27 protein-coding genes are annotated in these 26,375 nt (G+C 29.0%); 3 read left to right on the forward strand and 24 right to left on the reverse strand.

Translation table 11 applies throughout. The features are described from left to right. Position 1: 1 nt before the first annotated feature. Positions 2-211, forward strand: a complete 210-nt coding sequence (gene rpsU, locus BB_RS01270) for a 30S ribosomal protein S21 (protein WP_002656880.1) — start codon at positions 2-4, stop codon at positions 209-211. 37 nt (positions 212-248) lie between these two features. On the opposite strand, the gene BB_RS01275 is transcribed toward rpsU, so the two are convergent. From BB_RS01275 to BB_RS01290, 4 genes are read right to left on the reverse strand one after another with little or no spacing between them, the layout of a single operon-like run. After that, entirely contained in the window at positions 249-2,612 is a 2,364-nt protein-coding gene (locus BB_RS01275) for a DNA translocase FtsK (protein ID WP_023591458.1), read from the reverse strand. Then, on the reverse strand, positions 2,609-3,409 hold the full coding sequence (locus BB_RS01280; protein WP_002657697.1) for an undecaprenyl-diphosphate phosphatase: 801 nt from the start codon (positions 3,407-3,409) through the stop codon (positions 2,609-2,611). The genes BB_RS01275 and BB_RS01280 overlap by 4 nt, the downstream gene beginning before the upstream one ends. Positions 3,410-3,423: 14 nt before the next feature. Then, a complete protein-coding gene (locus BB_RS01285; RefSeq protein WP_010889719.1) occupies positions 3,424-5,577 on the reverse strand; it encodes a flagellar assembly lytic transglycosylase in 2,154 nt (717 codons plus the stop codon). Then, on the reverse strand, positions 5,570-6,583 hold the full coding sequence (locus BB_RS01290; protein ID WP_010889720.1) for a hypothetical protein: 1,014 nt from the start codon (positions 6,581-6,583) through the stop codon (positions 5,570-5,572). Before BB_RS01290 ends, BB_RS01285 begins: the two co-directional genes overlap by 8 nt. A 206-nt stretch (positions 6,584-6,789) precedes the next feature. Here BB_RS01290 and BB_RS01295 point away from each other — a divergent pair, with 206 nt between their 5' ends. After that, positions 6,790-8,172: a tetratricopeptide repeat protein gene (locus BB_RS01295; RefSeq protein ID WP_002663563.1), complete on the forward strand. Its 1,383-nt coding sequence runs from the start codon at positions 6,790-6,792 to the stop codon at positions 8,170-8,172. 6 nt (positions 8,173-8,178) lie between these two features. Here BB_RS01295 and BB_RS01300 read toward each other — a convergent pair whose 3' ends face one another. Further along, a complete protein-coding gene (locus BB_RS01300; protein WP_002657705.1) occupies positions 8,179-9,432 on the reverse strand; it encodes a M23 family metallopeptidase in 1,254 nt (417 codons plus the stop codon). Between the two features lie 61 nt (positions 9,433-9,493). Between BB_RS01300 and lepB the strand changes: the two genes are divergently transcribed. Further along, positions 9,494-10,000, forward strand: coding sequence for a signal peptidase I (lepB, locus tag BB_RS01305; protein WP_002656888.1), 507 nt, complete (start codon positions 9,494-9,496; stop codon positions 9,998-10,000). A 25-nt stretch (positions 10,001-10,025) separates the two neighbouring features. On the opposite strand, the gene BB_RS01310 is transcribed toward lepB, so the two are convergent. The 19 genes from BB_RS01310 to BB_RS01400 are packed head-to-tail and all read right to left on the reverse strand — an operon-like array spanning position 10,026 to position 26,365. Beyond that, positions 10,026-11,495 (reverse strand): Hsp70 family protein, encoded by a 1,470-nt coding sequence (locus BB_RS01310; protein WP_002656040.1) that lies wholly within the window; start codon positions 11,493-11,495, stop codon positions 10,026-10,028. Next, positions 11,473-11,994: a DUF6115 domain-containing protein gene (locus BB_RS01315; RefSeq protein WP_002556864.1), complete on the reverse strand. Its 522-nt coding sequence runs from the start codon at positions 11,992-11,994 to the stop codon at positions 11,473-11,475. The genes BB_RS01310 and BB_RS01315 overlap by 23 nt, the downstream gene beginning before the upstream one ends. Positions 11,995-12,013: 19 nt before the next feature. Continuing rightward, on the reverse strand, positions 12,014-12,316 hold the full coding sequence (locus BB_RS01320; RefSeq protein WP_002657707.1) for a hypothetical protein: 303 nt from the start codon (positions 12,314-12,316) through the stop codon (positions 12,014-12,016). A gap of 26 nt (positions 12,317-12,342) precedes the next feature. Further along, positions 12,343-14,247 carry a FapA family protein gene (locus BB_RS01325; protein WP_002657709.1) on the reverse strand — a complete coding sequence of 635 codons (1,905 nt, stop codon included), beginning with the start codon at positions 14,245-14,247 and terminating at the stop codon, positions 12,343-12,345. A gap of 2 nt (positions 14,248-14,249) precedes the next feature. Next, positions 14,250-14,729, reverse strand: a complete 480-nt coding sequence (hfq, locus tag BB_RS01330; protein ID WP_010889722.1) for an RNA chaperone Hfq — start codon at positions 14,727-14,729, stop codon at positions 14,250-14,252. A gap of 6 nt (positions 14,730-14,735) precedes the next feature. Beyond that, complete coding sequence (locus BB_RS01335) at positions 14,736-15,623, reverse strand: MinD/ParA family protein (protein WP_002556868.1); 888 nt, start codon at positions 15,621-15,623, stop codon at positions 14,736-14,738. Positions 15,624-15,634: 11 nt separating this feature from the next. After that, positions 15,635-16,801, reverse strand: a complete 1,167-nt coding sequence (flhF, locus tag BB_RS01340; protein WP_002556869.1) for a flagellar biosynthesis GTPase FlhF — start codon at positions 16,799-16,801, stop codon at positions 15,635-15,637. Between the two features lie 3 nt (positions 16,802-16,804). Beyond that, positions 16,805-18,898, reverse strand: coding sequence for a flagellar biosynthesis protein FlhA (flhA, locus tag BB_RS01345; protein ID WP_010889723.1), 2,094 nt, complete (start codon positions 18,896-18,898; stop codon positions 16,805-16,807). Between the two features lie 8 nt (positions 18,899-18,906). Next, a complete protein-coding gene (gene flhB / locus BB_RS01350; protein ID WP_002657716.1) occupies positions 18,907-20,025 on the reverse strand; it encodes a flagellar biosynthesis protein FlhB in 1,119 nt (372 codons plus the stop codon). Next, complete coding sequence (fliR, locus tag BB_RS01355; protein ID WP_002657717.1) at positions 20,025-20,813, reverse strand: flagellar biosynthetic protein FliR; 789 nt, start codon at positions 20,811-20,813, stop codon at positions 20,025-20,027. The genes flhB and fliR overlap by 1 nt, the downstream gene beginning before the upstream one ends. A gap of 32 nt (positions 20,814-20,845) precedes the next feature. Further along, positions 20,846-21,109 carry a flagellar biosynthesis protein FliQ gene (fliQ, locus tag BB_RS01360; protein WP_002655982.1) on the reverse strand — a complete coding sequence of 88 codons (264 nt, stop codon included), beginning with the start codon at positions 21,107-21,109 and terminating at the stop codon, positions 20,846-20,848. A gap of 8 nt (positions 21,110-21,117) precedes the next feature. Next, on the reverse strand, positions 21,118-21,882 hold the full coding sequence (gene fliP, locus BB_RS01365) for a flagellar type III secretion system pore protein FliP (protein WP_002556874.1): 765 nt from the start codon (positions 21,880-21,882) through the stop codon (positions 21,118-21,120). Positions 21,883-21,892: 10 nt separating this feature from the next. Continuing rightward, positions 21,893-22,519: a flagella biosynthesis regulatory protein FliZ gene (locus BB_RS01370; protein WP_002665214.1), complete on the reverse strand. Its 627-nt coding sequence runs from the start codon at positions 22,517-22,519 to the stop codon at positions 21,893-21,895. Then, the gene (gene fliN / locus BB_RS01375; protein WP_002556876.1) at positions 22,512-22,853 is read right to left on the reverse strand and encodes a flagellar motor switch protein FliN; all 342 of its coding nucleotides are present in this window, start codon (positions 22,851-22,853) and stop codon (positions 22,512-22,514) included. Before fliN ends, BB_RS01370 begins: the two co-directional genes overlap by 8 nt. A gap of 45 nt (positions 22,854-22,898) precedes the next feature. Beyond that, a complete protein-coding gene (gene fliM, locus BB_RS01380; RefSeq protein ID WP_002656446.1) occupies positions 22,899-23,957 on the reverse strand; it encodes a flagellar motor switch protein FliM in 1,059 nt (352 codons plus the stop codon). Between the two features lie 37 nt (positions 23,958-23,994). Next, positions 23,995-24,531, reverse strand: a complete 537-nt coding sequence (gene fliL / locus BB_RS01385) for a flagellar basal body-associated protein FliL (RefSeq protein WP_002656257.1) — start codon at positions 24,529-24,531, stop codon at positions 23,995-23,997. A gap of 48 nt (positions 24,532-24,579) precedes the next feature. Then, positions 24,580-25,362 (reverse strand): flagellar motor protein MotB, encoded by a 783-nt coding sequence (gene motB / locus BB_RS01390; protein WP_002556879.1) that lies wholly within the window; start codon positions 25,360-25,362, stop codon positions 24,580-24,582. Next, on the reverse strand, positions 25,362-26,144 hold the full coding sequence (locus BB_RS01395) for a motility protein A (RefSeq protein ID WP_002556880.1): 783 nt from the start codon (positions 26,142-26,144) through the stop codon (positions 25,362-25,364). The genes motB and BB_RS01395 overlap by 1 nt, the downstream gene beginning before the upstream one ends. Further along, complete coding sequence (locus BB_RS01400; RefSeq protein WP_002556881.1) at positions 26,141-26,365, reverse strand: flagellar FlbD family protein; 225 nt, start codon at positions 26,363-26,365, stop codon at positions 26,141-26,143. Before BB_RS01400 ends, BB_RS01395 begins: the two co-directional genes overlap by 4 nt. Positions 26,366-26,375: the final 10 nt, after the last annotated feature.

Here is a 26,375-nt window from a genome sequence, read left to right on the forward strand (position 1 = left end):
TTTGGTAACAGTCACTGTGGACAAAAATGAAAATCTTGAAAAAGCATTGAAACGTTTTAAAAGAATGATTGAAAAAGAAGCAATTATTCGCGAATGGAAAAGAAGAGAATACTATGAAAAACCATCCACAATACGTGTAAAAAAGGAAAAAGCTTTTAAAAGAAAACAGGCAAAAAAAGTAAGAAAATTAAAACAAAAAACTAATAGATAGATCGCACAAGAGATGTTCAAATGGATATCTCTTTATTTTAAATTAACACCTCTCTTGGCTTTGATCCATTAACAGGTCCTACATATCCCATATCTTCCATAATTTCAATAATTCTAGCTGCTCTGTTGTAACCTATCTTCAGTCTTCTTTGCAGATAAGATGCTGAGGCTTTTCTTGTGGTTTTAACAATCTCAAGAGCTTCATCAAACATTGGCTCATCAGAAGGTCCAAGAGCAACCAAATCTGGCTCTTTTACACTATCAATAAATATTTCATCATCAATATAATTTGGAGAACCAAATTTTTTAACCTCTTCAACAAGCCTGTAAACTTCTCTTTCCTTTAAAAATCCACCCTGAATTCTTKGAGGAAAAGGATTTAAAGAGCTAATATAAAGCATATCCCCCTTTCCTAAAAGTTTTTCAGCACCAGAAGATCCAAGAATTATTCTCGAATCCATAGAGCTGGCCACCATGAAAGAAATCCTTGAAGGAAAATTGGCTTTTATTACGCCCGTAATAACATCAACAGAAGGTCTTTGGGTCGCAAGAACCAAATGAATCCCCACAGCTCTAGCCATTGCAGCAAGTCTAGAAATTAAATTTTCCAAATCTTTTCTTGCAGAAAGAATAAGATCTGCAAATTCATCAATAATTATTACAAGATATGGCAAAATCATTAAATTCAAATTCTCATCTTTTATTTTTTTATTATAAGAAGAAATATCTCTTACCAATAAATTATCAAGAAGCACATACCTTCTTTCCATTTCATCAAGACACCATCTAAGAGCCTCTAAGGCTCTCTTTACATCTGTAATAACTGGAGTTAATAAATGAGGAATATCATTAAAAAGTTTAAGCTCAACTATTTTGGGATCTATCATAATTAATTTCACTTCATCTGGAGATTTTGAAAAAATAATTGAAGCAATTAAAGAATTCACACAAACAGATTTACCCGCCCCAGTTGCACCAGCTATTAATAAATGTGGAGAATTAACAAGGTCAAAAACAATATTTTCGCCACTAATCTCCTTTCCAAGAGCAAAAGGAATTCTAAAATCACCTCTAAATTCCTTGCTGTCTATTATCTCTGAAATTAAAATAAACTCACGCCTTTTATTGGGAATTTCAATTCCTACAGCTTCTCTGCCAGGAATTGGAGCAATAATCCTAACCCTAATAGCCGCAAGCCTTAAGGCAATATTATCAGAAATAGAAGTAATCTTAGAAAGCTTAATTCCCTTATCTGGACGAACAGCATACATTGTAACAACAGGGCCTTTAATAATATCAATTAATTTAGCATTAATATTAAACTCTTTTAATGTCTCCTGGAGAATCATTGATTGCTTTTGAATTTCTTTATCATATTCAATATCCTCTACATCATTTTTAATCTCTTTCTGGTCAAAAACTGAAATATCAATAACGTAAGAATCATTTTTTTTATTCAAAGCTACATTTTCGTTATAAACATGAGAAATAGCGACCTGACTAATTATGCCCTTAGTTCTTATCTCACAGGCTTTAACCTTTCCACTAATAACTAACTTATTATCCTCAAGATTGTCTAAATATTTATACTCACAAGACTCATCAATTTCATCTACATTTTCATCTAAATTTAAAGCATTCTCATTTAAAATATCCTTATTTAAAGAGCTTGCTTCTTTGAGATCTGAGCCTTCAAAAATAGTTTTGTCTAAATTAATATTGGAAGGCTTTTTATTGTTTCTTAAAAAGGCGCTAAATGACCATAAAGCCTGATATTCTTCATCATTAATAATATTCTTTTTTTCATCAAAAACTTGAGAATCTTTAAGATCATCTACAGAATCTCCATAAACTTTAATATCTTTTTTTACATCCAATGAATTTGAAAAGGGAAAATAACTTAATATATTTTCAAACAAAATTTTAATCTTAAACTCTAAAAATTTAAAAGTATCTAAAATAAAATTAACATCCTTAAAAAAGACATAATTTAAGTAAATCCACACAACAAATTCTAAAATTAAAAGAGTAAAAATAAAAAAATTCCCCAATACTATACCAAAATTAATAAGAAATATCTTAATAAAATAAGATTTTTCAACATTAGAATTAATTTTTATTAAAAATATTAAAGTAAAAAACAATATTACGGTATAATTCCAATTAAATATAAATCGTTTAGTAAAAATATGTTTTTTATAGGCGTACCAATTAACAATTGGATATACTATTAAATAAAATGACAAAAATGAAAAAACATTAAGAAGTATTTGCCCTAGTAAATTGAAAACAAAAAATACAAATACATTGCTCAAAGGGGTTAATGCTACAAAAAGAGAAAAAGAAATAACCGAAAGCATGAAAAAAAACAAAAATTGAAAATACTGATAAAAATCTTTCATATTCTAACAAAATAACAAACTATAATTGAAAGTGCAAATAAATATATAGAAAAATAATACAGTTTTTTGTTATTAAGCATTTTAAAAAAGAAATTTATTGAGAAAATACCAACAACAAAAGCAACTAATGCTCCTAAGTTTATTTCAAAAAAATTTAAAACCATAAAAATATCATAAAATTCTTTATGTTTTAATAAAATCGCTCCAAAAACTATTGGAATTAAAGATAAAAATGAAATTTCAAATGCACTTTTTCTATTAAATCCAATAACCGATGCCGAAAAGATCGTAATTCCTGAACGAGAGATTCCTGGAAGCGCACCCAAGCCTTGCATCAGCCCCATAAAAATTCCTGCTAACAAAATATTACCTTTAAAATCAACTTTTAAAAAATTAAATTCTAGCATCAAGATTAAAATCCCTGTTATAATAAAATTAATTAAAACGAAAGACAATGTAAACATACTCTCGTATTTTGAAATAAAAGTCCCAACAACTCCGGTAACAATGGTTATTATCAATATTAGCAATATTAATTTTAAGTTTGTTAAATCAGATTTAACAGTTTTTCTTAAAGAAAATCTAATAAAAGTTAAAAAAAGCTCCAAAATCCTTTTACGATAGTAAATAATAATCACCAAAACTGTTGCAAGATGTAAATAAATATCAAATATTATTGAGAGCTTTAAATTTATAAAATGCCTAAAAAGCAATAAATGTCCCGAACTAGATATTGGTAAAAACTCTGTAATGCCTTGAATAATGCCCAAAATAATTGCACTTAAAATATTTGTCATTAAATGCTCCAATATTAATTTTTGGGGAATTCGCCCATAATTTTAACTATTACTGAATCTATTCCCTTCTTTTCATACAAAGCATCATAAAATACCGAATAAACTAATATTTTTTTAATATAATTCCTAGTTTGACTAAAGGGAATTGCCTCAATAAAAAGCTCTTTTGACAAATGTCCATAACTTTTCTCCCACTTTCTAACATTACCAATACCCCCATTATAAGACGCAAGAGCCTTATAAAGACTGCCAGTTGTAGATATTCTTTTTTTTAAATAATATGTTCCAATTATTATATTATCTTTTGGAATCTTTAAATCATAGTTAAAATACTTAAGTTCTTTAGAAATATCATTTGCTGTTGATGGCATAACCTGCATAAGGCCAACAGCACCCGGTTTTGAGACAGCATTTTTTTCAAAGCTACTCTCTGCTTTTATTAAAGAAAATACAACACTAGCTTCAAGCCCTCTCCTTTTAGCCCAATATTCTATCAAAGATCCATACAAATAAGGATAAAGTCTTTTATAGTCATTCTCCATTAAAGCAGATTCATCTTGATTTACAAGATAATTAATCACAAGAGTTGCATCGTAATAATTTTCACTCTTTAAAAGTTCATCGTATACTTTTCGATAAAAATCAAGTGAAAATTTATATCCATTCCTAAAATCCTCAGAAATAAACCCTCTAACATAATTACAAAGATTGAATTTTAAAAACCCTTCCAAAAAAATCTCATAATCGGATTGCTCATACTTAATATCAGACCCACCTGTAAAAAATTCATCAATATTTTGATCTAATAAGTACCTACTCATAAATGAAGAATAAGACCATTTATCATAATTAACAGCAGAATGCAAAAGACTCTTGTATTCTCCGCTTACGTTAGGTTTAATTAATTTATGATATATAAGCCTTGCATTAATAAAAGCAAGCTTAGACAAAACAGAATTAGAAATAACTTTTTGAGCATTAGAATAAAGCTTATAAAGATTGCCATAGTCTTCAAGCTGAATTGATTCCAAAATATACTCTTCTAAAATCTTAATAAAAGTAGAATTTTTTTTATCGCCCTCGGTATAAAACTTGGGTAAACTTTCGGCAAAATAATCCCTTGCGCTCTTAGTAAAAATTAAATTGCTAAAAGCAGTATTAAGCAAATCAAGCCTGTTAATCTCATTGTTAAGATCTAAACCTTCAAGATATTCTTTTAAAAGAAGAAGTCCTAAATTATTTTTCTCTCTAAGGTTTAGAATACCTAAATAATAATTTTTATATTTGCTCTTTATTTTACTAAAAAATGTTAAAGCATTTGAAACTTTGCCAGAACTAATAAAAGCCTTATAAACATCACTTAATACAATGTTATTGTCATAATAATCATTTAAACCATTTTTATTTAATATATTTATTGCACCATTAAAATTGCCATTTGCCACTTCATACTTAAATCTAACAAGATTTAAAAAATTTGCACCAAAATACCTAGACTTATTTTCAATAATAAAATAATCATAAGCTCTTACATGTAAATAATTTGCAGGTAAGTTCTCAAAAAGCTCATTAAAATAAATTTTTGACTCACTTACATTAGAAAGATTAAGGTAAAGAACTGCTTTTAATAAAATATTTTCATTTTCCTGATAATCAGAAAATTTCATCTTATCAAGCTTATTTAAAAGACTAAGTGCCTTATCGTTTTTCTTTTGCCAATAAAGACTTTTAAAGTACCCCAGTATAATAAATTTATTATTTTCGTATTTTTTATAAAGCTTCTCTCCAATCAATTCAGATGCAAAATACTCTTTTGCTGAGTTAAAATATTCAATAAGCTTAATCCCAGCAAACTGGGATGCAATGCTATCTCCATTAGCTATGGCCTTTTTCATATACTCTACAAATTTCTCTTCAAATCCTATTTTTTTAAATAAATAAGCAACATATATGTAAGAACTTGGATCTATGTTAAAATGCTTATCAAAATTTTTTTTTGTATAATCAAAATTCCATAACCAATTTAAATTATTTAAATCAAACTCTTTTGAATGCGCCTTAATAAAATTATTGCCTGAGATTTCTTTTTTTGCAAAGCAAGAAACTAAACTTAAAAATAAAAAAAGAAAAAGAAAATTTTGTAATACACAAGAACTTCTATTAAACATATTGATCTTTTTCATATCTCTTAATTCTATTTTTATCATATTCAAAGTAATATGAAACAAAATCTCTAGGTTTTAAAATTTTTGAAAAAACTAAAAACAAAGAAAAAAATATCAAAAGAAAAAGAGAAATAAGACTCAAATATAACATAGGAGAATGAACCATTCCCTCACTTGAATTTAATTTAAAATTGTTTTTTACCATATCATTCTCAAAATCTTCTCTAAGATCTAGTTCAACATCTTCATCTGAAGTATCTATTAACTCTTTATCAATATCTGCAATAATGTCTTCAACGCTTAAATCATGCAAATCTTCTTCTTCTAAAGAAGATTCTTCTAATTTTTGAAACTCAAAATTATTAAGATTTAAAGACTTCTCGTCAATATACTCAACTTTTTTATTTTCTAAATTAAGCTTTTTAGAATCAACAAGACTATCGTCATAATTATCATCAAAATCTTCAAAATCTGAAACATTTGTCTCAATTTTTTGGTCTTCTTCGGTTTTTAGATCTAAAGAATTAATAGTAGGCATACTTACATCAGAAACATCTTTTTTAACAAAATCATCTTTTTCTTCAAAATTTAAATCAAATTCAGAACCCAAATTTTCAACAGACAAATCACTGCCAATGTCACTTTTAAAATCATTCAAAGGGTTACCCCTATTAGATCCTTTTAAATTTTGATTAAAATCTACAAGGCTTAAATCAAACTTCGATTTATCTTGAATCCCATCAGATTCACCATAAACATAAAGTATTTCATCCACAACTTTAAAATAAACATTGACACTCAAGCTTTCCTTTTTTAAATTATCTAAGAAAAAAGAACCAACCAAAAAAGGATCTAAAAAATCTTCATATTCACTAACATATAAATTCAACTTAATACTGGTATCACCTGCAACCTTGCCCAATATTATTCTCTTAACAGAACTATCATCTAAATTTAAAACCGGATAATACTCATTATTAGATAATTTTATCGCTAAAAACCCTTTCAAAAATCATAACCTCTTTGCTTTGTTAATTTTATTGAAACCAAACTTACGCACTAATTATAGTTATCATTATTATTATAACTATAATATAATATAAATAATGTGATATTCAACTTACAAATTACTTTTATTTTAAGTAAATAACTTTTATTAAAAGTAACTATGATGATGCAAATTAATGGGATATTTTTAATTTAGGAGCAATACGAGTGTTGTCACTATTTATAGTAATCTCTTCATTGACAGTATTTATTTTAGTGTTTTTATTTTTTAAAATAGCATTAAAACTTACAATAGGTAAAAATATAGGGAAAATCAAAAAAGATGATGAGAGAACGCGAAAATTAATCGAAAGAGCAATTTCCCTATTAAAAACAAATCCAAACGAAATAGGTGCCCTTGAAATTTTAAATAATTACTACTATAAAAATAAAGACCATGAAAATGGCATAAAATATGCAAAAAAATTATGCCAATTAATAGAAGACAACCCAATAAACCAAGAAATAAACACATTTAAAGCTTTTTTAAGTTATGGATTTTATAATCTTAAAAGAAATTTTAACAGAGAAGCCTTAGAATATTTAAGAAAAGCTTTTCTGATTAAAAAAACAGATGAAGATGCAAATTATTATCTTGGTGTAGCATTCTTAAAAAACGAAATGTATAAAGAAGCTCTATACTATCTTAAAAAAGTCCACAATTTTAATAAAAATAATAAAGATGTCCTAAAACACCTGGGAATAACTTTATTTAATCTAGAAAGCTACAGACAAGCTGTTATAATATTTAACAATATAAAAAAAAATATACAAGGCGACATTGAAGCTCTTTTGGCATATGCTAAATCTTTATCAAAAATGAATCAAGATCATCTAGCACTAGAGATTGCCAACAAAATAAAACAAAAAGATGGAATGATTTATGAGGCTTTATTGATTACATCTGAGATTCATTCAAAAAATAAAGAATTAGAAAAATTAGAACAAAATATTAAAGAAATAATAAAAGTAAAACCCGACTTGCCTAAAAAAACTTTCCTTGAATTATTTTATAATCTTGGAGAACTTCAAATCTCTGTTGAAAATTATCAAAAAGCTACAGAAGCTTTTACCAAAGTTGAAGAGATTGATCCAAATTACAAAAATATTAAAGAAAAATTGGAATTTAGCAAAAGGTTAAACGAAAACATAGCCCTAAGAATATATTTGCGCAGTTCAAAAGAAAATTTTGAAAAAATAGCAAATGAAATTATTTTAAAACTATATTTAAATAAATTTCAAATAAGAGATTCTAAAATAAATGAAGTAACAACACAATTTATTGACATAAACTTTCACTTAGCTAACAATCAGTGGGAAGAAAATTTAATAGTGCGTTTTGTAAGAACTGAACAAGATACTTTTGGTGAATTATTCTTAAAAGATTTCATTTCAAAAATAAAAGAAAATAAAATAAAAGGACTCTGTATTGCTCCATCAAAATTCTCTTTAAAGGCTAAACAAATGATTGAAGGAAGACTTATTGATCTAGTAGAAGGAAAAAAACTAGCTCAAATACTTAAAAAAATTAACATATCCAAATACACATGAAAAACATTATCTTAAATATTTCATAGGATTTTCAGTTTTACCATTTTTAAAAATGGTAAAATGCAAATGATTGCCCGTACTATAGCCAGTGCTTCCCATATAACCTATTACCGCTCCCCTTGAAACTTTTTTTCCAACCTTAACGGCAAAAGAATTCAAATGTGCATATAAAGTTTGGAATCCGTTGCTGTGAGAAATGACAATATATTTTCCATACCCTCCCGCATTAAATCCTGCAGTTACAACAACACCTTCTCTTGAGGCTTTAATAGGCGTATTAGCTAAATTTGCAATATCTATTCCATTGTGAAAACTAATAACTCCTGTAAACGGATCTGGTCGATAGCCATACCCCGAAGTAATAACACCCTGCACAGGATAAATAAAAGTCTCCCCTAATACCTCTTTTAAAAAATCTTTGGGCAATCTTCCCCCAGGAATAAACAACTTTTGCCCTAAAAATAAAACTTCATTATCAAGATTATTAGAATCTAAAATATCAACCTTGGGAACATTATAAGCACTAGCTATAGATGAGATAGAGTCATTTTTTTTAACAATATAAACAATTCCTTTCATATTGGGAACTTTAATAACTGAATTTGGCTTAATATTTCTTACATCTTTAATTTCATTAAAAGAAATTAAAGTTTCACTGGTTATTTGATATCTAGCTGCAACATGCGAAAGCGTTTCTCCAGGCTTAATTTTATGATCAAATACCTTTAATACAAAATTTTTTTTAAATCCAGGAACATTTGCAGAAACATTGGATTCAGGTAAATAACTACTAATTTGAGCTATATCTTGATCACTATAATATAAAAATGTATCAATAAAATAATCTTTGGGCAAAGAAAGCCTATTTAAAAAAACATACGAGCCATAATAAGAAAAAATGTTAATATAAAATGTTAATATAAAAATAAAGATTATTGCATTAAGCTTAAAAACAAGTTTATAATCGAATCTTACACTAAAGATATCAAAAACTTTATCTCTCAAGCTCTTGTAATAATATTTATATTCATAATGATTAATATTTTGTATTTTAAGCTTATAGAAAAATAAAGAAACTTTTTTAAAAAAATTGATTTTTTTTTTAAAGAAGTTCTTAATCTTAAAAACTTTTTTTCTTCTTTTACCAATATTAGAAATATTTGCAAAATCTTTTAATTCAAAATTAACACTCTTTTTGCTATTGAATAAAAAATTTTTTTTACGTTTTTCTACCCTTTGCTTTTTTTTTGGTATAATCATAACATGCTATTTCATTATACAATAGAAAATTGCATTTGAATGAAAGCATCGTTTAAAAGTTATGAGAATATTTAAAGCTCACAAATATGAACTAGCGTCGATTTTAGCCGCTTGCTTATTTTTAATAACCTTAATAAAGTTATTCTTATCATTTTACATAGTAAAAGGCGAATCAATGACCCCAGCAATATTTGAAAAAAATTGGATTGTAAATCACAAGTTTGCATATGGACTTAGGATTAAAAAGCACCAAAAATACCTTTTATTATGGAAAACCCCCCAAAAAAATGAAATGGTGCTTATTAAAGATCCCATAACAAACAAAATTGCCATTAAAAAAATTTTTGCAATTCCAGGAGAAAAATTTAAACAAATAGAAAAAAATACAATATGCATACATGATTTAAACTTTAAAATAGATGAAAATATTTTAAAAAAAAATACTAAAAAAATTCCTGAAGACCACTATTTAGTTATAGGAGAAAACAAACAGATCTCATTAGACTCAAGAGATTACGGATTTATAAAAATTGATAATATATTGGGAAAAATAATTTATTACTTTTAAAAAATATCTTTGTTTCTTTGAGTTTTTAATCAATAATACTTGTAAAAGTGTTTGAAAGACTTTCTTTTGCTACATTATCAGATGAACTTGTAATTTTTATTTCAATAAAATTAGAAGAATTGGTCTCTAAATCTTTAGCATTAACACTCAAAATACCACTTTCATTTAAAGTAAAAAGTACCTCAATTTTGGGAATTCCTTTTAAAGCTTTTTGAATATTGCCAAAGGAAAACCTACCTATAGAATAATTTAAAGAGGCTTTTTTGTATTCACCTTGAAGTATGTGAATCTCAATTTCATCTTGATAATCATTAGTAGTCGTAAATAGTTTGCTTCTAGAAATTGGCAAAGCAGTATTTCTCTTTATTAGAGTAAAAAATTCATTATCCTTTATCTCAAGTCCAAGAGAATAAGGAGTTACATCCTTAAACTTAATAACAGAATCATTTCTAGAAAGACTAAAAGCATGAATACCTGCGCCAATAGCTACAACTTCATCTTGATTTAAAGCATCTAAAATTGTAGCAGAAGGAAAGGATTCCTTTAAAACTTTTTCAATCAAGGGGATCCTTGTTGAACCACCAGAAAGTATGATTTTTGAAACACTACTAATATCAACCCCAGAATCAGCAATACATTCCATAGATAACTGAATAGTTTTGTCAATATATTCACTTATCATTGAATTAAATTCATCCCTTTTAAGATTATAATTCAAATGCTTGCCATCAAGAAAAAGCAAAGTAATGTCGACCTCTTCCATAACAGATAAATTTTTTTTACCCTCTTCAATTCGCTCTCTTAACTGTTCTAGAAGAAAAATATCTTCTAGATTAAAATCAGGATATTTATTTTTAAAACTATCTAAAACATACTTTTCAATGATTTTATTAAAGTCATTACCTCCAAGTCGACTTTGCCCTTTGACCGAAAGAACAGTATAGGTGTCGCCTTGTTTTTCCATAAGAGTTACATCAAAAGTTCCACCCCCAAGATCATAAATAAGAAAAATTCCATCAATCTGTCTTTCAAAGGCATAAGCAATAGCAGCTGCGGTTGGTTCATTAAGTATGGCCTTACAATTCAAACCAGCAAAATTTGCAGCCTCAACAACACATCTTCTTTGAATCTCAGAAAAATAGGCAGGGACTGTTATTACAGCATTTTCAATCTCTTCATCTAAAAATTTTTCAGCGTTCCTTTTAACACTAGCGAGCAAATGTGCTGAAATATATTCTGCTTTATAAAATTCACCATCTACTTTATAAAAATTATTAGAGCCTATATTGGTCTTAAAATTATAAAATGTTTTTTGAGGATTAACTAATATTTGATTTTTAGCGGCACTTCCAACAAGAACATCCTTATCTGAGAAAGAAACAATAGAAGGGGTTATTCGCTCACCCCTTTCATTTAATATTATCTTAGAACTAACATCAAAATACGATGCAACAGTATTTGTGGTTCCAAGATCAATACCTATCCATTTTTTCATGAACACCTCCCCTATGTATTGAAATAATCAACTCAACCTCACCTAAATCTAACTTAAACTTTTTAGCAATAGCTTCAAAAGACATACCTTGTTCATGAAGTAAAATAATCTGATTGCGAACATTATAACTTTCTTTTATTATATTTTTTTCAATAGTAGGCATAGAATAATCCAAATTACTTTTATAAATTCCATCACTTTTCGATCCAAAACTAGAAGGGCTATTGCCAGGAATAGAGCTATTATTAAACCCTAACAACCTCTGGTCAAGAATTTCAATTCTCTCATCAACCTCTTTGATGATTCTATTTAAACTTTCAATTTTTATTTCAATAATATTTATATTTCTATCCGTAGCCTGATTAATTTCAATAATTGTTTTATCTACCTCACTTTTAAACTTTCTAAGTATGCTATTAGATTTTATTTTCAAATTAATATACACATGAAAATATATAAAAATAAATATAATTAAAATAAGATAAAAAACAATAAACATATAAAAACCCTAAAACATTTTATCTCTTAATATTAACATTTTTACCAATTTTAGGATCTTCAAATTTATCAGGATATAAACTAAGCATCACCTTCTCTTCATTTTTATTTTTTTTAACTGGAAACGAAAGCAAATAATTATCCCCTACTTTATTAACTACACATACATTGCCAACCTCAGAATCAGTATGACAATCTCTTAAAAATCTAAATCTAGCATTTTGATTAATTTTTAATCTTTTGTGCTTTTCACTTTCACTTAAAAATTGTCTAGCTTTAAAAGATCCAACAACAGACATTTTAAAAACTTCAAATGTATCCATATACAAATCCTTATATTAAAAATTATTCACCTAGACTTAAAAGGAATATAGGTCATAACTTTAATATAATTATCATCCTCTATAAAAGTAACGTTGTTATAATCTTTTGAAAGCTCATAGAAAGCATTCTTAATATAAAGCTTAACGCCTGAACAAGCTATATTTTCAACAGAAACTTTACCCTCTATCTTAGTATTTTCAAGCTCATTTTGCAAATTAATTCGCTTAGCCTCTATCATTTTTATTTCCATTCTAAGAATTTTACTCTCATTAACAAATTCATTGTAACTATCAATCTTTAAGGATTTTTCTGCCTTATCTGTAATGAGCACAATATTCTTTTTTAAAGCAACAATATCTTTAGTTAAAACTTCTAATCGCTTTTCAATCTTTTCAAGATGACTAGTAAACCTAGTTAGTAAATCTTTAATTTCAGGATCATAGCCAACATCAATACAGGTTTCACAACTTCTATCAGAGCCTATAGAATAAGCCCTAACCTCTTCTTTTGCACAAACATTAGAACCAACTATTTTTGATTTTTTACCAATACAAAGAACTCTCTTTTTAGAAGAAACTGAAGAATTAACAATACCCCTTAAAACTTCAACTTCCCCACCACAATTTAAGGTGACATTTTCTAAAAACTTAGCCCTAACATTACCCCGTGCATAAATTTTAGAATCACCCTTACCATTTACACCGCTATGAAAAATAATAGACCCATCCGTTTTTAAATTGCACCGACCCACTAATCCTTTCACTTCTATTCCACTTTTGGCCATAATATTGTATCCATCTAAAACATTGCCCTGCACAAGAACCATTCCATTATTTACTATATCTCCAGTAGCAGGTCCAACATCACCTTTGACTAAATAAATATTATGAACAGATATTACACCATCTGAAACAGACATATACCCATTGCATTTTGCCCGAATTTTATAACCATCTCTAAAAGTATTCTCGCCCAAAATAAAATCAATATCCTGCCCACTCTCTGATTTTAACACTTTACCAAAAACGGTATAACCATCTACACCTTTGCCAAAAGGAATAATTCTGGCCAACTCCTCGCCTTCAATTACATTTCTAAATCCTATGCTTGAAACCTCATACTCACCAAACCTATTATTTTCATCAACAATAAAATCAATATAAGAATCCTTACCCTTTACTGGCTCTAGACCCCTTGCAAGTTCAACAGGCTCGCCATAAACAGGATAATCCACAAATTTTGCTACTTTATCCTTAAGTATTGCAATATCTATTACTCCATATTTTCTAAGAATATTGAAAATATCTTGTGCAAAAATTTCAGCTCCATTAATTCCAGGCGCAGTAAATTCAATGGTAACCGACATTGAATTTTCTGATATTTGAACCATCATTGTAACATTTTCAGAAGGATCAGATTCAAAATCAGCAATTTTTTCATAATATCCACTAGCATTCTCAACTATACCTTTCACAATGTCTTTATTGAAATTTTCAATATTGCTATGCAATTCTAATTTAAAAATAACATCTTGATACTTAATAGGAATTCCTTGTCCTTTTGGTGAGATAACCTTTAGAAATACACCTTTTGAAGATTTCCTGATAAAAAATTCACCATCTGATGAAATAACTTCTTTTTCACCTGAATCATTTTTTGAATCAAGAGACACTTTAGGCTTGCTAGAAGAATTCCTATAGGCAACTATTTTCCATTTTTTCTTCCCATATCCCAATATACCATTACTACCTTTTAACAAAATCTCATAGTCTAATTCTTTATAAGGTACCGAGAGCTCCAAAGAAGCATCATTTAAGGCCTCTTCAAGAGTATCTGCTTCTATTTCCATTAAATCAACATGACTTTCTCTTTCTAAGTAAGATCGCATCTTATCACAAAGTTCAGAAAAATTTATAGCCCTGTCATCCATATTTATTCCTTCTTGCTCATTAAAGTTTTAATAGCATCTGCAACAACTTTTGGATCATTATCTTCAATAAATGACATTTTTTTATTTTTGTCACTCCCTCTACTCACGTCTTCCGTCTCAAATTTATACTTTTTAACCTCTTCTATAAAATCACCACTACTACTGATATTTTGAGAATTCTCATAAAGAGAATTTTTATTTTGAAAATCAAGATTCTCTTTAAAATCTTTATCACTCTTCTTATCATCTTGAGGTTTATTTTCCATATTGCCAGACAATTCCGTTGAAAAAAGATTCGACAAATATTTCTTAAAGATATATTCAATTAAAAGTCCAATAACAAAAAAAAATACAAACTGCAATAAAGATCTCACTAAGATTGTAAAAAATGATAAACCACAAAACAATCCTAAAACTGCTGAAATAAACAGTGCTGACACACTAGTTAATAAAATATACTTCAATTCCCTGCTTATAAACATAATGTCTTATTCCACACCAAAAAATCTTAATATAAAACCTATAACCCCTCTTCTTTTTCTATTATCTAGAGAAACCTCCTCAAGGGTGGCAACAATAGAATCAAGACAATAGCTAGCTTTGCTATTTGGATTTACCAAAACAAAAGGTTTTTGCTTAAAAACAGAACTTCTAATATTTTGATCCTCATAAATATGACCCAAATAATCAATATTTAAATTTAAAAATTGCCCTGAAATATCTATAACCTTTTTAGCAACTCCCTTGGCCTCGCTAACATTAGCTACTCTATTAACAATAAGCCTTAAATTTTTCAAATTCTCCATCTTATAAGACAAAACCTTAATTATTCCATAAGCATCAGTAATCGAAGTGGGTTCTGGAGTAGTAACAATAACAACATCGTCACTAGAAAGCAAAAATGAAATAACTTGTCTTGAAATTCCGGCACTAGTATCTATTACAACTATATCATATTCATATATTTTTAATAATTCTTTTATAAATTTATTAACATCAACATCAGAGAGATCTAAAAGCTCCATTGTACCAGAAGCACCGGCCAAAAGATCAATATTGTACTCGGTCTTTGTTATTACTTCTCTGATGTCACGACTTTGAGCAATCATATGATATATACTATACTTGGGAATAACTCCAAGCAAAATATTAACATTAGCCATTCCAATATCAGCATCAAGTATTAACACCTTTTTACCAAGCTCAGAATATTTAAGAGCAAGTCCAATTGCAATATTACTTTTACCAACACCGCCTTTGCCACTACTAACAGCAATAAATCTTGTTTTGCTGTTTTGAACTTTCTCATCAACTGAAAAATTAAATTTACCATTTAATCTCATCATATCTCTTAAACTTTGAGCTTGATCTTCCATTATAACTTTCCTTAATAATAAGATTTACTTTTTATCTTCTTAATAAACTCTGCATCATCGCTTATTCTGTAGCCATTTATTCTTCTAATAAAAGTAAGTGGTTCTGCAACGCTGATATTATGAGGAACAATTTGCCCATCCGTAACATAAGAAACTACCTTCTTCATTTCATAAATCAAACTTATCAAATTTCCAACACAAGTGGTTTCATCCACTTTGGTAAAAATCACAGTTTTATAATTAAAAGGAGAAAATTGGTGAAATATTTCTTTGACATCTGATGTTTTTGTGGTAGAGCTGACAGCCAAATGAAATTCAGCATCCCTTCCACAAGCATTAAGAAGCTCCTTCATCTCAGCAAGCTTCATGAAATCTTTGGGACTTTTACCAATTGTATCAACAAGTATAAGATCGAAATCCTTTGAATCAGTAATTTCATCTTTTAAATCTTTAAAAGACTCAATTGCTCTAACCGGAATACCCATAATATCACCATAAGTTTGTATTTGTTTTTTAGCTCCAATACGATAATTATCAATAGTAATAATTTTAATATTTAAACTCTTAGATTCTCCATTAATACCATAAATTGCTGCAAGTTTTGCAATTGTGGTAGTTTTTCCAACACCTGTTGGACCAACTAAAATAAAAACCCTTTTCTTAAGATTATCAATAATAGATCCTGAACATTTAATTGTCTTTGCAATATATAAAACAACATCCTCTCTAACCCTTTCATAATCATCAAGATCTGACAAACTAAATTCTCTCTTAATAAACTCATTAATGTCTTTAATATAATTTTCAGAAAAATCATTTTCTCTTAAAATGTCTTCAATTTTTGTAATTGTTGGATGATTAATATTTTCTTTTTTATGAGCAAGTTCTGTTTTAAGAGACTTAACTTCTTTAAGCACATCTTCAATTGAAGAATTTTCTTCTCTTTTAATACTTTGAAGAATCTTTCGCTTTTCATCTTCAACATTAATTTGTTGATTACCAATGTCATATCTAACATAACCTGAAACTTCAACCCAATCTTTGCTAAATAAACCTAAAATCCCCCCATGGGGAACGGTTTTATAAGTCATAACCCTAGCATTCTTACCATATTTTTTCTTAATTATTTCTATGACTTCATTATAAGTTGGACCTTTTTCTGTAAAATATTGAACCATATATTATTCTTCAACCTCTACTGTTTTAAGAACATTAACTTTAATATTTTGGGGAACCTCTAAAACAGACATAACAACAAGATCTGGAATCTCTCTACTTGTTATCACTTTTATTATAGGTCTTGACGATTCGCTTGAGAGAACAACTGGATAAAAACCTTCTGCTTGAACTTCGTTTACAATTTTGAAAAGTTCATAAATAAATTTAGTTTTTAAATTAGGATCAATTGAACTTATAAGATCATGATTGGATTCTACACGAGAATCAATTATCATTTGCTCAAAACTGGGGTTTAAAGTTATTACATTAAGCTCAGAATTTAAATCTAAATATCCACTAGTTATTTGCCTTCCAACCGATTGCCTACATTTCTCAATCAAGAAAAATATATCCTTAGTAATACTTGTGAAATCTGCAATTGTTTCAAAAATTGTAACTAAATTGCGAATTGAAACCTGCTCTTTTAAAAGACCTTGTAAAACCCTTTGAATCTCGCCAACCGAAAAATTCTTAAGAACCTCTTCAACAATAGCTCCGTAATCTTTTTTAAAAACATCAAGAGTATTTTGAACATCTTGACGAGTCAAAATTTCATAAGAATGTCTTTTAATAAGTTCTGTCATATGAGTAGCAATAATTGAAGGAGGATCTACAACAGTATATCCTAATTTTTCAGCAGTTTCTCGCCCATCATCATTTACCCAAAGAGAAGGAAGTCCAAATGAAGGATCTTTAACAAGATCTCCATCTATTCCAGAATCAATTCCAACATTTATCACTAAAAATTTGCCAAGCTTAATCTCGCCTCGCCCAACTTCAACTCCTCTTAGTTTAAAAGAATAAGCATTGGGCTCAAGTCGCATATTATCAACTATTCTAATCTTGGGCACAACTATTCCAAATTCAAATGCAATCTCACGCCTTATCTTAACAATACGATCAAGCAGCTCAGAAGTTTTTGTATCATCAACTATTGGAACAAGATTATATCCAATCTCAAGAGCTAATGGATCAAGCGGAACAACAGGAGAAACATCTTTGTCTGAATAAATTGACGCCTGCTCTTCTTCAAGTTTCATTTTTTTATCTATTTCTTCTTTTTGTCTTATTCCTGAAAGAGAATAAGCCAAAAATGCAATTGACAAACTTAAAAACATAAGAATTAGGGTTGGAAATCCCGGAAGAAAAGCTAAAAAAAGCAAAAACCCGGAAACAATCCAATAAATGCCTAAATGATTTGTGAATTGATCAAAAATCTCGCCGCCAAAACTATTTTTTGAAATCGACCTAGTAACAATCAAGCCTGTAGACGTTGAAATTAAAAGAGATGGCAATTGAGACACAAGCCCATCACCAACTGTCAATGAAACATAATTGTTAAGAGCTTCGTTAAAGTTAAGACCTTGCAAAGTTATTCCCACTAACAAACCACCAAGAATATTTATAAGAGTTATTAAAAATCCAACCTTAACGTTTCCTGATACAAATTTAGAAGCTCCGTCCATTGCACCATAAAAATTGACTTCTGATTGTAAATCGTTTTTTTGCCTTGTAGCCTCTTCTTCTGTCAAATTTCCAGAACTGTAGGCAGAATCAATCGCCATTTGCTTGCCAGGAAGTGCATCAAGAGCAAACCGAGCTGCAACTTCAGCTACCCTTGTTGCTCCCTTGGTAATTACAATAAATTGAACAGCAATGATTATTATAAATATTATAAATCCAATAACAAGTCCTTGAATTCCAGAACTACCCACAACAAATGTCCCAAATGTTCTTATCATTTGCCCATCAAAATTTATACCTTTGGTTAAAATTAACCTAGTAGAAGAAATATTAAGAACGAGTCCAAAAATAGTCATCACAAGCAGTAATGTGGGAAAAACAGAGAAATCTAGAGATCTCTTAGAATAAAGAACAATTAAAATAATTAAAAGACTTATTACTAAATTAACCGTAATCAAAACATCCAAAATAACTGCAGGAAGAGGCAAAATAAAACCGGCAACAACAAATATCAAACCGACCGAAATTATTAAATCAGACTTATTATTAAGCCCCAAATACCCTAATATAGAATTTTTTCTAGCATCCAACAATAGAACCTCTAATTAAACTTTTTAGTAATAGAATATACTCTCACAAGAATTTTTGAAACAATCTCCCAATATTCTCTTGGAATCTCTTCATTAACCTTAACATTAGCATAAAGAGCTCTTGCAAGGAGCTTATTTTCCATTAAAGGAACATTATTTTCTCTTGCAATTTTTTTAATTGTGAGAGCTATTTCATCTTGACCTTTTGCAAGCACCTTTGGAGCTAACATTGTTTCGCTATCCCATTTAATAGCAACTGCAAAATGTTCTGGATTTGTAATTACTACATCTGCTTGAGGAATAGCTACTCTTAAATTGGTACTTAAAATAACCCTCATTCTCTCTTTTATTCTAGATCGAAGTAAAGGATCACCTTCCATTTCCTTTCTTTCCTGCTTTACCTCTTCTTTTGTCATTTTCAAACTCTCAATGTACTGAGATCTTTGAAACAAATAATCAAACACCCCTACAATTGCCAAAAACATTACTGAAAAAAAACATATCTTATAGGCAATCACTAACACAATAGAAATTCCAGATTGAAGTGTATACTCCGAAAGCTTAGAAATTTTGCCTATATTGTTTTCTATAATAAAATAATATATCAAGCATATTATAACAACTTTTAACAAACTTTTAAACAAATTGAAAAAAGCCCCTGCTGAAAAAAAAGAATTTTTTGCCCATCTGGAAAAATTAAAACTAATTTTATCCCACCTTGGCTCCAAAGATTTAAAAGTAATAAAAAAGCCTACTTGAATAATATTAACAAAAAAATTAACAGCTAAAGATGCGAAAAAAAACAAAACGACATACCCCATGATAGATCTAATATATGCAAAACCCATAGTATAAACACTCATACGCATAACTTCAGGAAGCTTGATGGCCTGCTCTTTAAAAACAGCTATTAAATCTAAAGCAAAATAAGAAAGCATGAAAAAAAACAATGCAAATAACAACAAAAGACTAACGGCAGTATTAATTTCAGTAGACTTTAATACCCGGCCTTCTTCTCTTGCTTTTTGCTTTTTCTGGTCAGTAGGTAATTCGGTTCTTCCCTCATCATCTGCGGAAAAAAAATCAAGGGGAATATACCAACTTTTAATCAAAAATTCATCTTTTATCATTATTTTAAAACTCTAGAAAACAATTTTAAAAAACTAGCAAGAGAATCTAGTGAAAGTTCAATCACTCTTTTTGAAGATATTGCTAAGCTTGGAAATCCAATATATAAAATTAACAACCCTAAAAATAGCGAGGTTGAAAAGCTAATTATTAATAAATTAATTTGAGGCGATGACTTTGAAAGTATTCCCAATACTAGATAAAAAAGTAAAAGCAAAGACAATATTGGAAACGAAATTAATAAAGCTTTTTCAAAAAGAAATCCAAAAGACATAAGCAAAAGCTTGACAAATCCTGAATTTCTCATATTGACCAAATGTTCAACCCTAATGTTCAAAACAGAATCATGTATGCCAATCACAAAAAAACGAAGTAAAAAATCGCTTGATAAGAACAAAAGCAAAAACAAATAAGCAAAAATTTGTGAAATAATCATGCTATCTTCTTCTGAAAAAACATCAAAAATATTTGCATAAGCAAGCCCAATTTGATTAGAAAAGAAAAATCCAACCAAATGAAAAACATTAAAAATTATATTAACAAAAAATGCCTGAATAAGACCTAAAATAGCTTCTCCTAATAAAATTAACGCAAAAGAAAGCATATTGTCTAAAGGATAAATAATTTTAATCTTTTCAACAACAATTACGGAGAGAATCAAAGAAAAGAAAAAATTAAAATATCCAATTTTTATTGTTGAAAAAAATGGAGAAAATTTTAAAAACATAAAAATTCTAACCAACACAGGTAAAATTGTAAAAGATTTTAAAACCAAAAAATTTAAATTCAAAATTTCATCCCAATAGTACAATTAGTCATAAATTAAACATTTTGCAATTGACTAAAAATCATATAGGTAAACTGCATAAGCTTATTCAAAATCCAAGGACCAAAAATCACAATAACTAAAAGTATAACAATAATCTTTGGAATAAAACTCAAAGTTTGATCTTGAATTGAAGTAATGGCTTGAAAAATTGAAATCAAAAGACCAACTATAAGAGCTATAATCAACATTGGGGCTGATAAAATAATAATGTTTTCAATAGAAATTCTAATTAAATAAAGAATGTGTCCTGCAGTCATATATAACCTTACATAAAACTTTTAATAAGACCACTAGTAATTAAAGTCCAACCATCTACCATTACAAAAAGAATAAGCTTAAAAGGCAAAGATATCATCACAGGGGGCAACATTATCATACCCATAGCCATTAAAACAGAAGCAACAATAATATCTAAAACTATAAAAGGCAAAAATATTAAAATTCCCATCTTGAAAGCCACTTTAAGCTCATGTAAAATAAAGGCTGCAATTAAAACATGCGTTGGCACTTCGCTAAAATTTTTTGGTCGATCATAATTACTCATACTCATAAATAATCTAATCTCTTCATGACGCCCATCAGACATCTGCTTATACATAAAAATTCTAAGAGGAGCAATTCCTTTGTTATAAAATTCATTAAAATTTATTTTTGACTCTTTAAGGGGCAAATAAGCTTGTTCATATATAGAATTAAAAGTTGGCCACATAGTAAAAATGGTTAAAAATAAAGCCAATCCCATTACTATCTGAGTAGGAGGAGATTGTTGAAGAGATAAAGCACGCCTAATAAAATCCAAAACTATAGATATTCGCAAAAACGAAGTCATTAAAACTAAAAAAGCTGGAGAAAGGGTAATAATGGTTAATAGAATCAAAAGCTGCAAAGAAAAAGCTATCTCTGAACCACCAATACTGTCAAAATTTAAAAACGGGAAATTAAGACCATTAGTAGTCTGCAAAGATTTTGTTTGAGCAAAAGATAAACTTGTTACACTAAAAAATAAAAAAAAATTAAAACACTTTCTCAAAATAAACCCTCTAAAATTTTTTTAATCTATCTTGTTTATCCTTAAGTGAGGCCTCAATTTTCTCCTCAAGTTTAACATAATCATTCCCAGAAGAAGGAATCTCTTCTTTTTTGAGCAACATTTTCTTAAAGATTGACTGAAAAGAATCTTTCTTGGCAGAATCATTAATTTTGCTAAGCCTAAGTTTTAAATCTTCCAGCTCTTCTTCCGACTTAATCTCTTTGAGTAAAGTAAAAGAATTACTAGAAACTAAAAATATATAAACATTGTCTAATATGTTTATGATTCTTATTGAGTTTTTAACATCTATCTCGTAAAAAACAAGCTCCTTAATTAAATTAGAATTTTGTTCATATTTGCTTTTTTTTGAATAAAAAATTAACTTCTTTAATAAGAAAAAGATAAAAAAAGCAATAAGTAAAAATAAAACTATCTTAAGCAAATCCGAAATATTGAAAATAGAAACTGGCTGAGTACTATCATTGTTAACAAAATTTGCCTTATCCTCTTCAAAGATTGGCAAGCTAGATTCATTTTCTAAATCGGTAGATGCTGAATTTACCTGCTCTTGTGAATTAGCATATGTAAAAAAATTAAAAAACGATAAAAAAACTAAAAATAAAAATTTATTATTCATTTTTAGTTTTAATTATCTCAGTAATTCTAACTCCAAAATTTTCATCAATTACAACTACTTCTCCCTTGGCAACTATTTTACCGTTTACTAAAATATCCACAGGCTCACCGGCAAGTTTGTCAAGAGTAATAATAGTCCCTTCAGACATGCCAAGTATGTCTTTTATTTTGCGCTCTGTTCTTCCAAGCTCTACAGTAAGCTGCATAGAAACATCCATTAAAAGCCCAAAATTACTAGGATCAACCCCCTCTGGTAAAGTATCAATTAAATCGGGAAGCTTAACCCCCTTTATTTCCGGCTTTTCTCCATTATCACTTTTTTCATCTACACTCATAATTCAACCTCTTAATAATTTAAGTTTTAATAAATAAAACAACTATCATTCAACCTCTTCTGTAAGCTCTTTTAATAAATCAAAACCTTTTATATCTCCAATTTTTTCTGTAATTTGCACTGAAACTTTATTTCCCATTAAACCCATTCTGCATTTAAACTTTTCTTTGGTACCAACTTTCAAAGTTAAATCTTTATTTATTAGAGAAGATTCAAGATTTAAAACATCACCTTTGTCAAGCGATAAAATTTCTCTTACTTTAAGTTTAACTTCCCCTATTTCTGCTACCAAAGGCATCGCTGTATTTTCCAACTTTTCACGCAAAGCATCAAGATTCTCGCTAGTAGTTCCAACCCCAATCAAAGAATGCCAATATCTTGTTGATAATTTTGAAACAATAGGCTCTATGGTAATATAAGGCAAACAAAAATTCATAAGCCCTTCTACTTTTCCTATTTTAACCTCAAGAGTTACTAAAATAATCATTTCTGTAGGGGGAACTATTTGAGCAAACTGTGGATTGACCTCAATATGACCAAATCTTGGCCTTAAATCAACAACTTGAGACCAAGCCTCTCTCATATTAGCAAGTATACGAATAATAACACTTTCCATAACAGACTGCTCAATTTCTGTTAAATCTCTACTTTTATCTTTAATCGTATCTCCATCACCCCCAAAAAGCCTATCTACAATAGCAAATGCTATTGTTGGATCAACTTCAAAAATAGCAGATCCTTTAAGAGGGTCCATATTTATTATTGCTAAAGTTGTAGGGTTGGGTATTGACCTAATAAACTCTTCATAGGTTAATTGATCAACTGAGGCTACGTGAACATGAACCATTTTTCTTAAAAGAGCAGAAAGTGAAGTTGTAGTATATCTGGCAAATGCCTCGTGAAAACTTGAAACTGTTCTAACCTGCTCTTTTGAAAATTTATCTGGCCTTTTAAAGTCATAAACCTTAACTTTTTGCTTTTTGCCTGTAGGGCTAGATATAACATTAGAAAGGGATTCGTCTAAGGATAAACTTTCAGACGAGTTGATAGACTCTAAAAGACTATCTATATCATCTTGAGATAAAGCTCCTGGATTGTTTGCCATTTAAAATTCCTTTAAATTTAAAATTCTTTTAAATTTATTACATATCAAAAATATCAATTTGGGTTAATGCTATTTCTTTTATTTCTCCATTTCTAAGAATGCTATTAATTCTTGCCTTAATTTCTGCTTTTATTTGACTTTCATTCTTTATTTCTTGACCAGTTCTTTGACTAAAATATTCTCTAATAATGTCTTTTAAGCGCACTTTCTGTCTTCCAAGCTCATTGAGAATATTAACATTATTTTCTGCATACCCCAAAGCAAGCTTTACAACAAAAGTTTTTGGAGGAACATCTAAGGTGTTACCTCTAATCTCATCTATACTTTCATACCATATAAGCATAGGTGGCTTTCCTAAGTATTCATTAGAAAAAACTGGAAAATCACTAGGAGCTCCACTTTGGCTTACCACCATTTTAGACACAAAATAAGAAACAATTATCATTATTGCAACAGTAAATATTCCTATTGCAAGTATTTGTAAAATTTTTATTATAATATCAGGCAATAAACCGCCTTTTCTACTAACATTGGAATCCCCCATATCTAAATTGTCATCGTCTTTATTAGGCATAATAAAATTCCTCCCATTAATTTCTTTTTTAAAGTTAAAAAGAATTACTTACTGCTTAATTTCCTTAGGGAAACTTAAAGATGCATCTGTAGTAATTAATATATCAATTCTTCTATTATAAGCCCTACCCTCAGGGGTATCGTCTGTTGCAATAGGCCTACTTCCACCAAAACCAGATACTTCAAAATTATTTTCAATTCTTTTAACATCAGATTGATCTAAATAGTTCAAAATATGTTCCAGCATATTAACAGATCTAGCAGCCGAAAGTTCCCAATTGCTTTTCCAAGGTCCATTTACATCAGTATCAATATTATCTGTATGCCCTTCTATTTTAAAATTATAGCCTCTAGGACTTAAAAAGCCAATAAAAGATGCTATTTTTTGAATAGAATCTCTATTCTCTTCAAGCTTAACATCTGCACTAGCAGAATCAAAAAATGCATCTGCTGCAAGAGATATTACAATACCTCTTTCTTCTTGCCTAACTACAATATTTTTAGACTGAATCTTCTCAATAAATTCAATCATGGATTTATTTTTAGCAGTCTGAGATGCTTGTTTATTGCGCACAGTAGAAGGCAAAGACATAAAGCTATTACTCAAATAAGATAATTTACTAAAATCTAAAGTTTTACCGCCCTTGAAAAATCCAGCACCCGTGAAAGAAGCAGACATTATTCTTATCACATTTTCTTGAAAAATAATATCATTTAATGAAAACATTGTAACAAAAAACACAAGCAGCAAAGTAACCATGTCTCCATAAGTCAACATATAATCTGGAGATCCTTCATCACATTTTGAAGGTTTCTTAATTCGCAAAGCCATTATTCACCACCAATGCTACTATTAAGCTGACTTCGATCTTTGGGGGTTAAAAACGTCATTAATTTTTGCTCTAAAATTCTAGGATTATCTCCAGACTGAATTGATAAAACACCCTCAATTATCATTGTCTTTACTGCAGCCTCTTCAGTATCAATTTTTTCCAACTTAAGTTGAACAGGAGTAAACATTAAATTTGCCATTATAGTTCCATAAAGAGTTGTAATAAGAGCAACAGCCATAGAAGAACCAAGCGCAGATTTATCCTCTAGATTACCAAGAAGAGCTACAAGTCCAATAAGAGTACCCGTCATACCAAAAGCTGGAGCAAGCTTTGCCCAAGTTTTAAAAAGATCTGAACCAACCTTATGCCTTTCTTGCATTTGATCAAGCTCTAAATAAAGCATAGTTCTAATTACCTCAGGATCTGCACCATCAACAACAAGCCTCATTCCTGACTTAAAAAATGGATCATTAATTTGTTCAAGCTCATCATCAAGAGATAAAAGACCTTCTTTTCTAGCCTTTTCAGAAAGCTCTACTAATATTTTTATAATAGAAACCTTAGCATATGAATTTCTTCTAAAGAAAAATCCCAAATACGTTGGAATTTTTTTTACAGCAACAACTTCTGAAGAAGCCATAAGAGCAGAAAAAGATCCAACAACAGTAATAAAAACAGAGCTTAAATCCCAAAAAACACCAAGTCCTGTAGGAGTAAATGCCATAGAAATTAAAATAGCTCCAAATCCAACTCCCCACCCAATTATACTAGCTAAATTCATAATTCAACGCCCCCATTTCCTTCTCCTAAAATTTTTTCTAAAGAAGCAACTTCTTTCCTATACAACTTAATCCTATTGACCACCTCTTCAACTTTTTCTTTAACAATTAACTTCTTACCATTCATAAGAAGAATTGTAGTATCAGGATTAGCCTCAATACTTTCAATATGATAAGGATTTAAATAATATCCATCACCATTAAGCTTAGTTACAAAAATCATATACTAAAAA

Origin of the sequence: Borreliella burgdorferi B31, assembly GCF_000008685.2 — a bacterium.
In the GTDB taxonomy this organism is placed as follows: Bacteria; Spirochaetota; Spirochaetia; order Borreliales; family Borreliaceae; genus Borreliella; species Borreliella burgdorferi.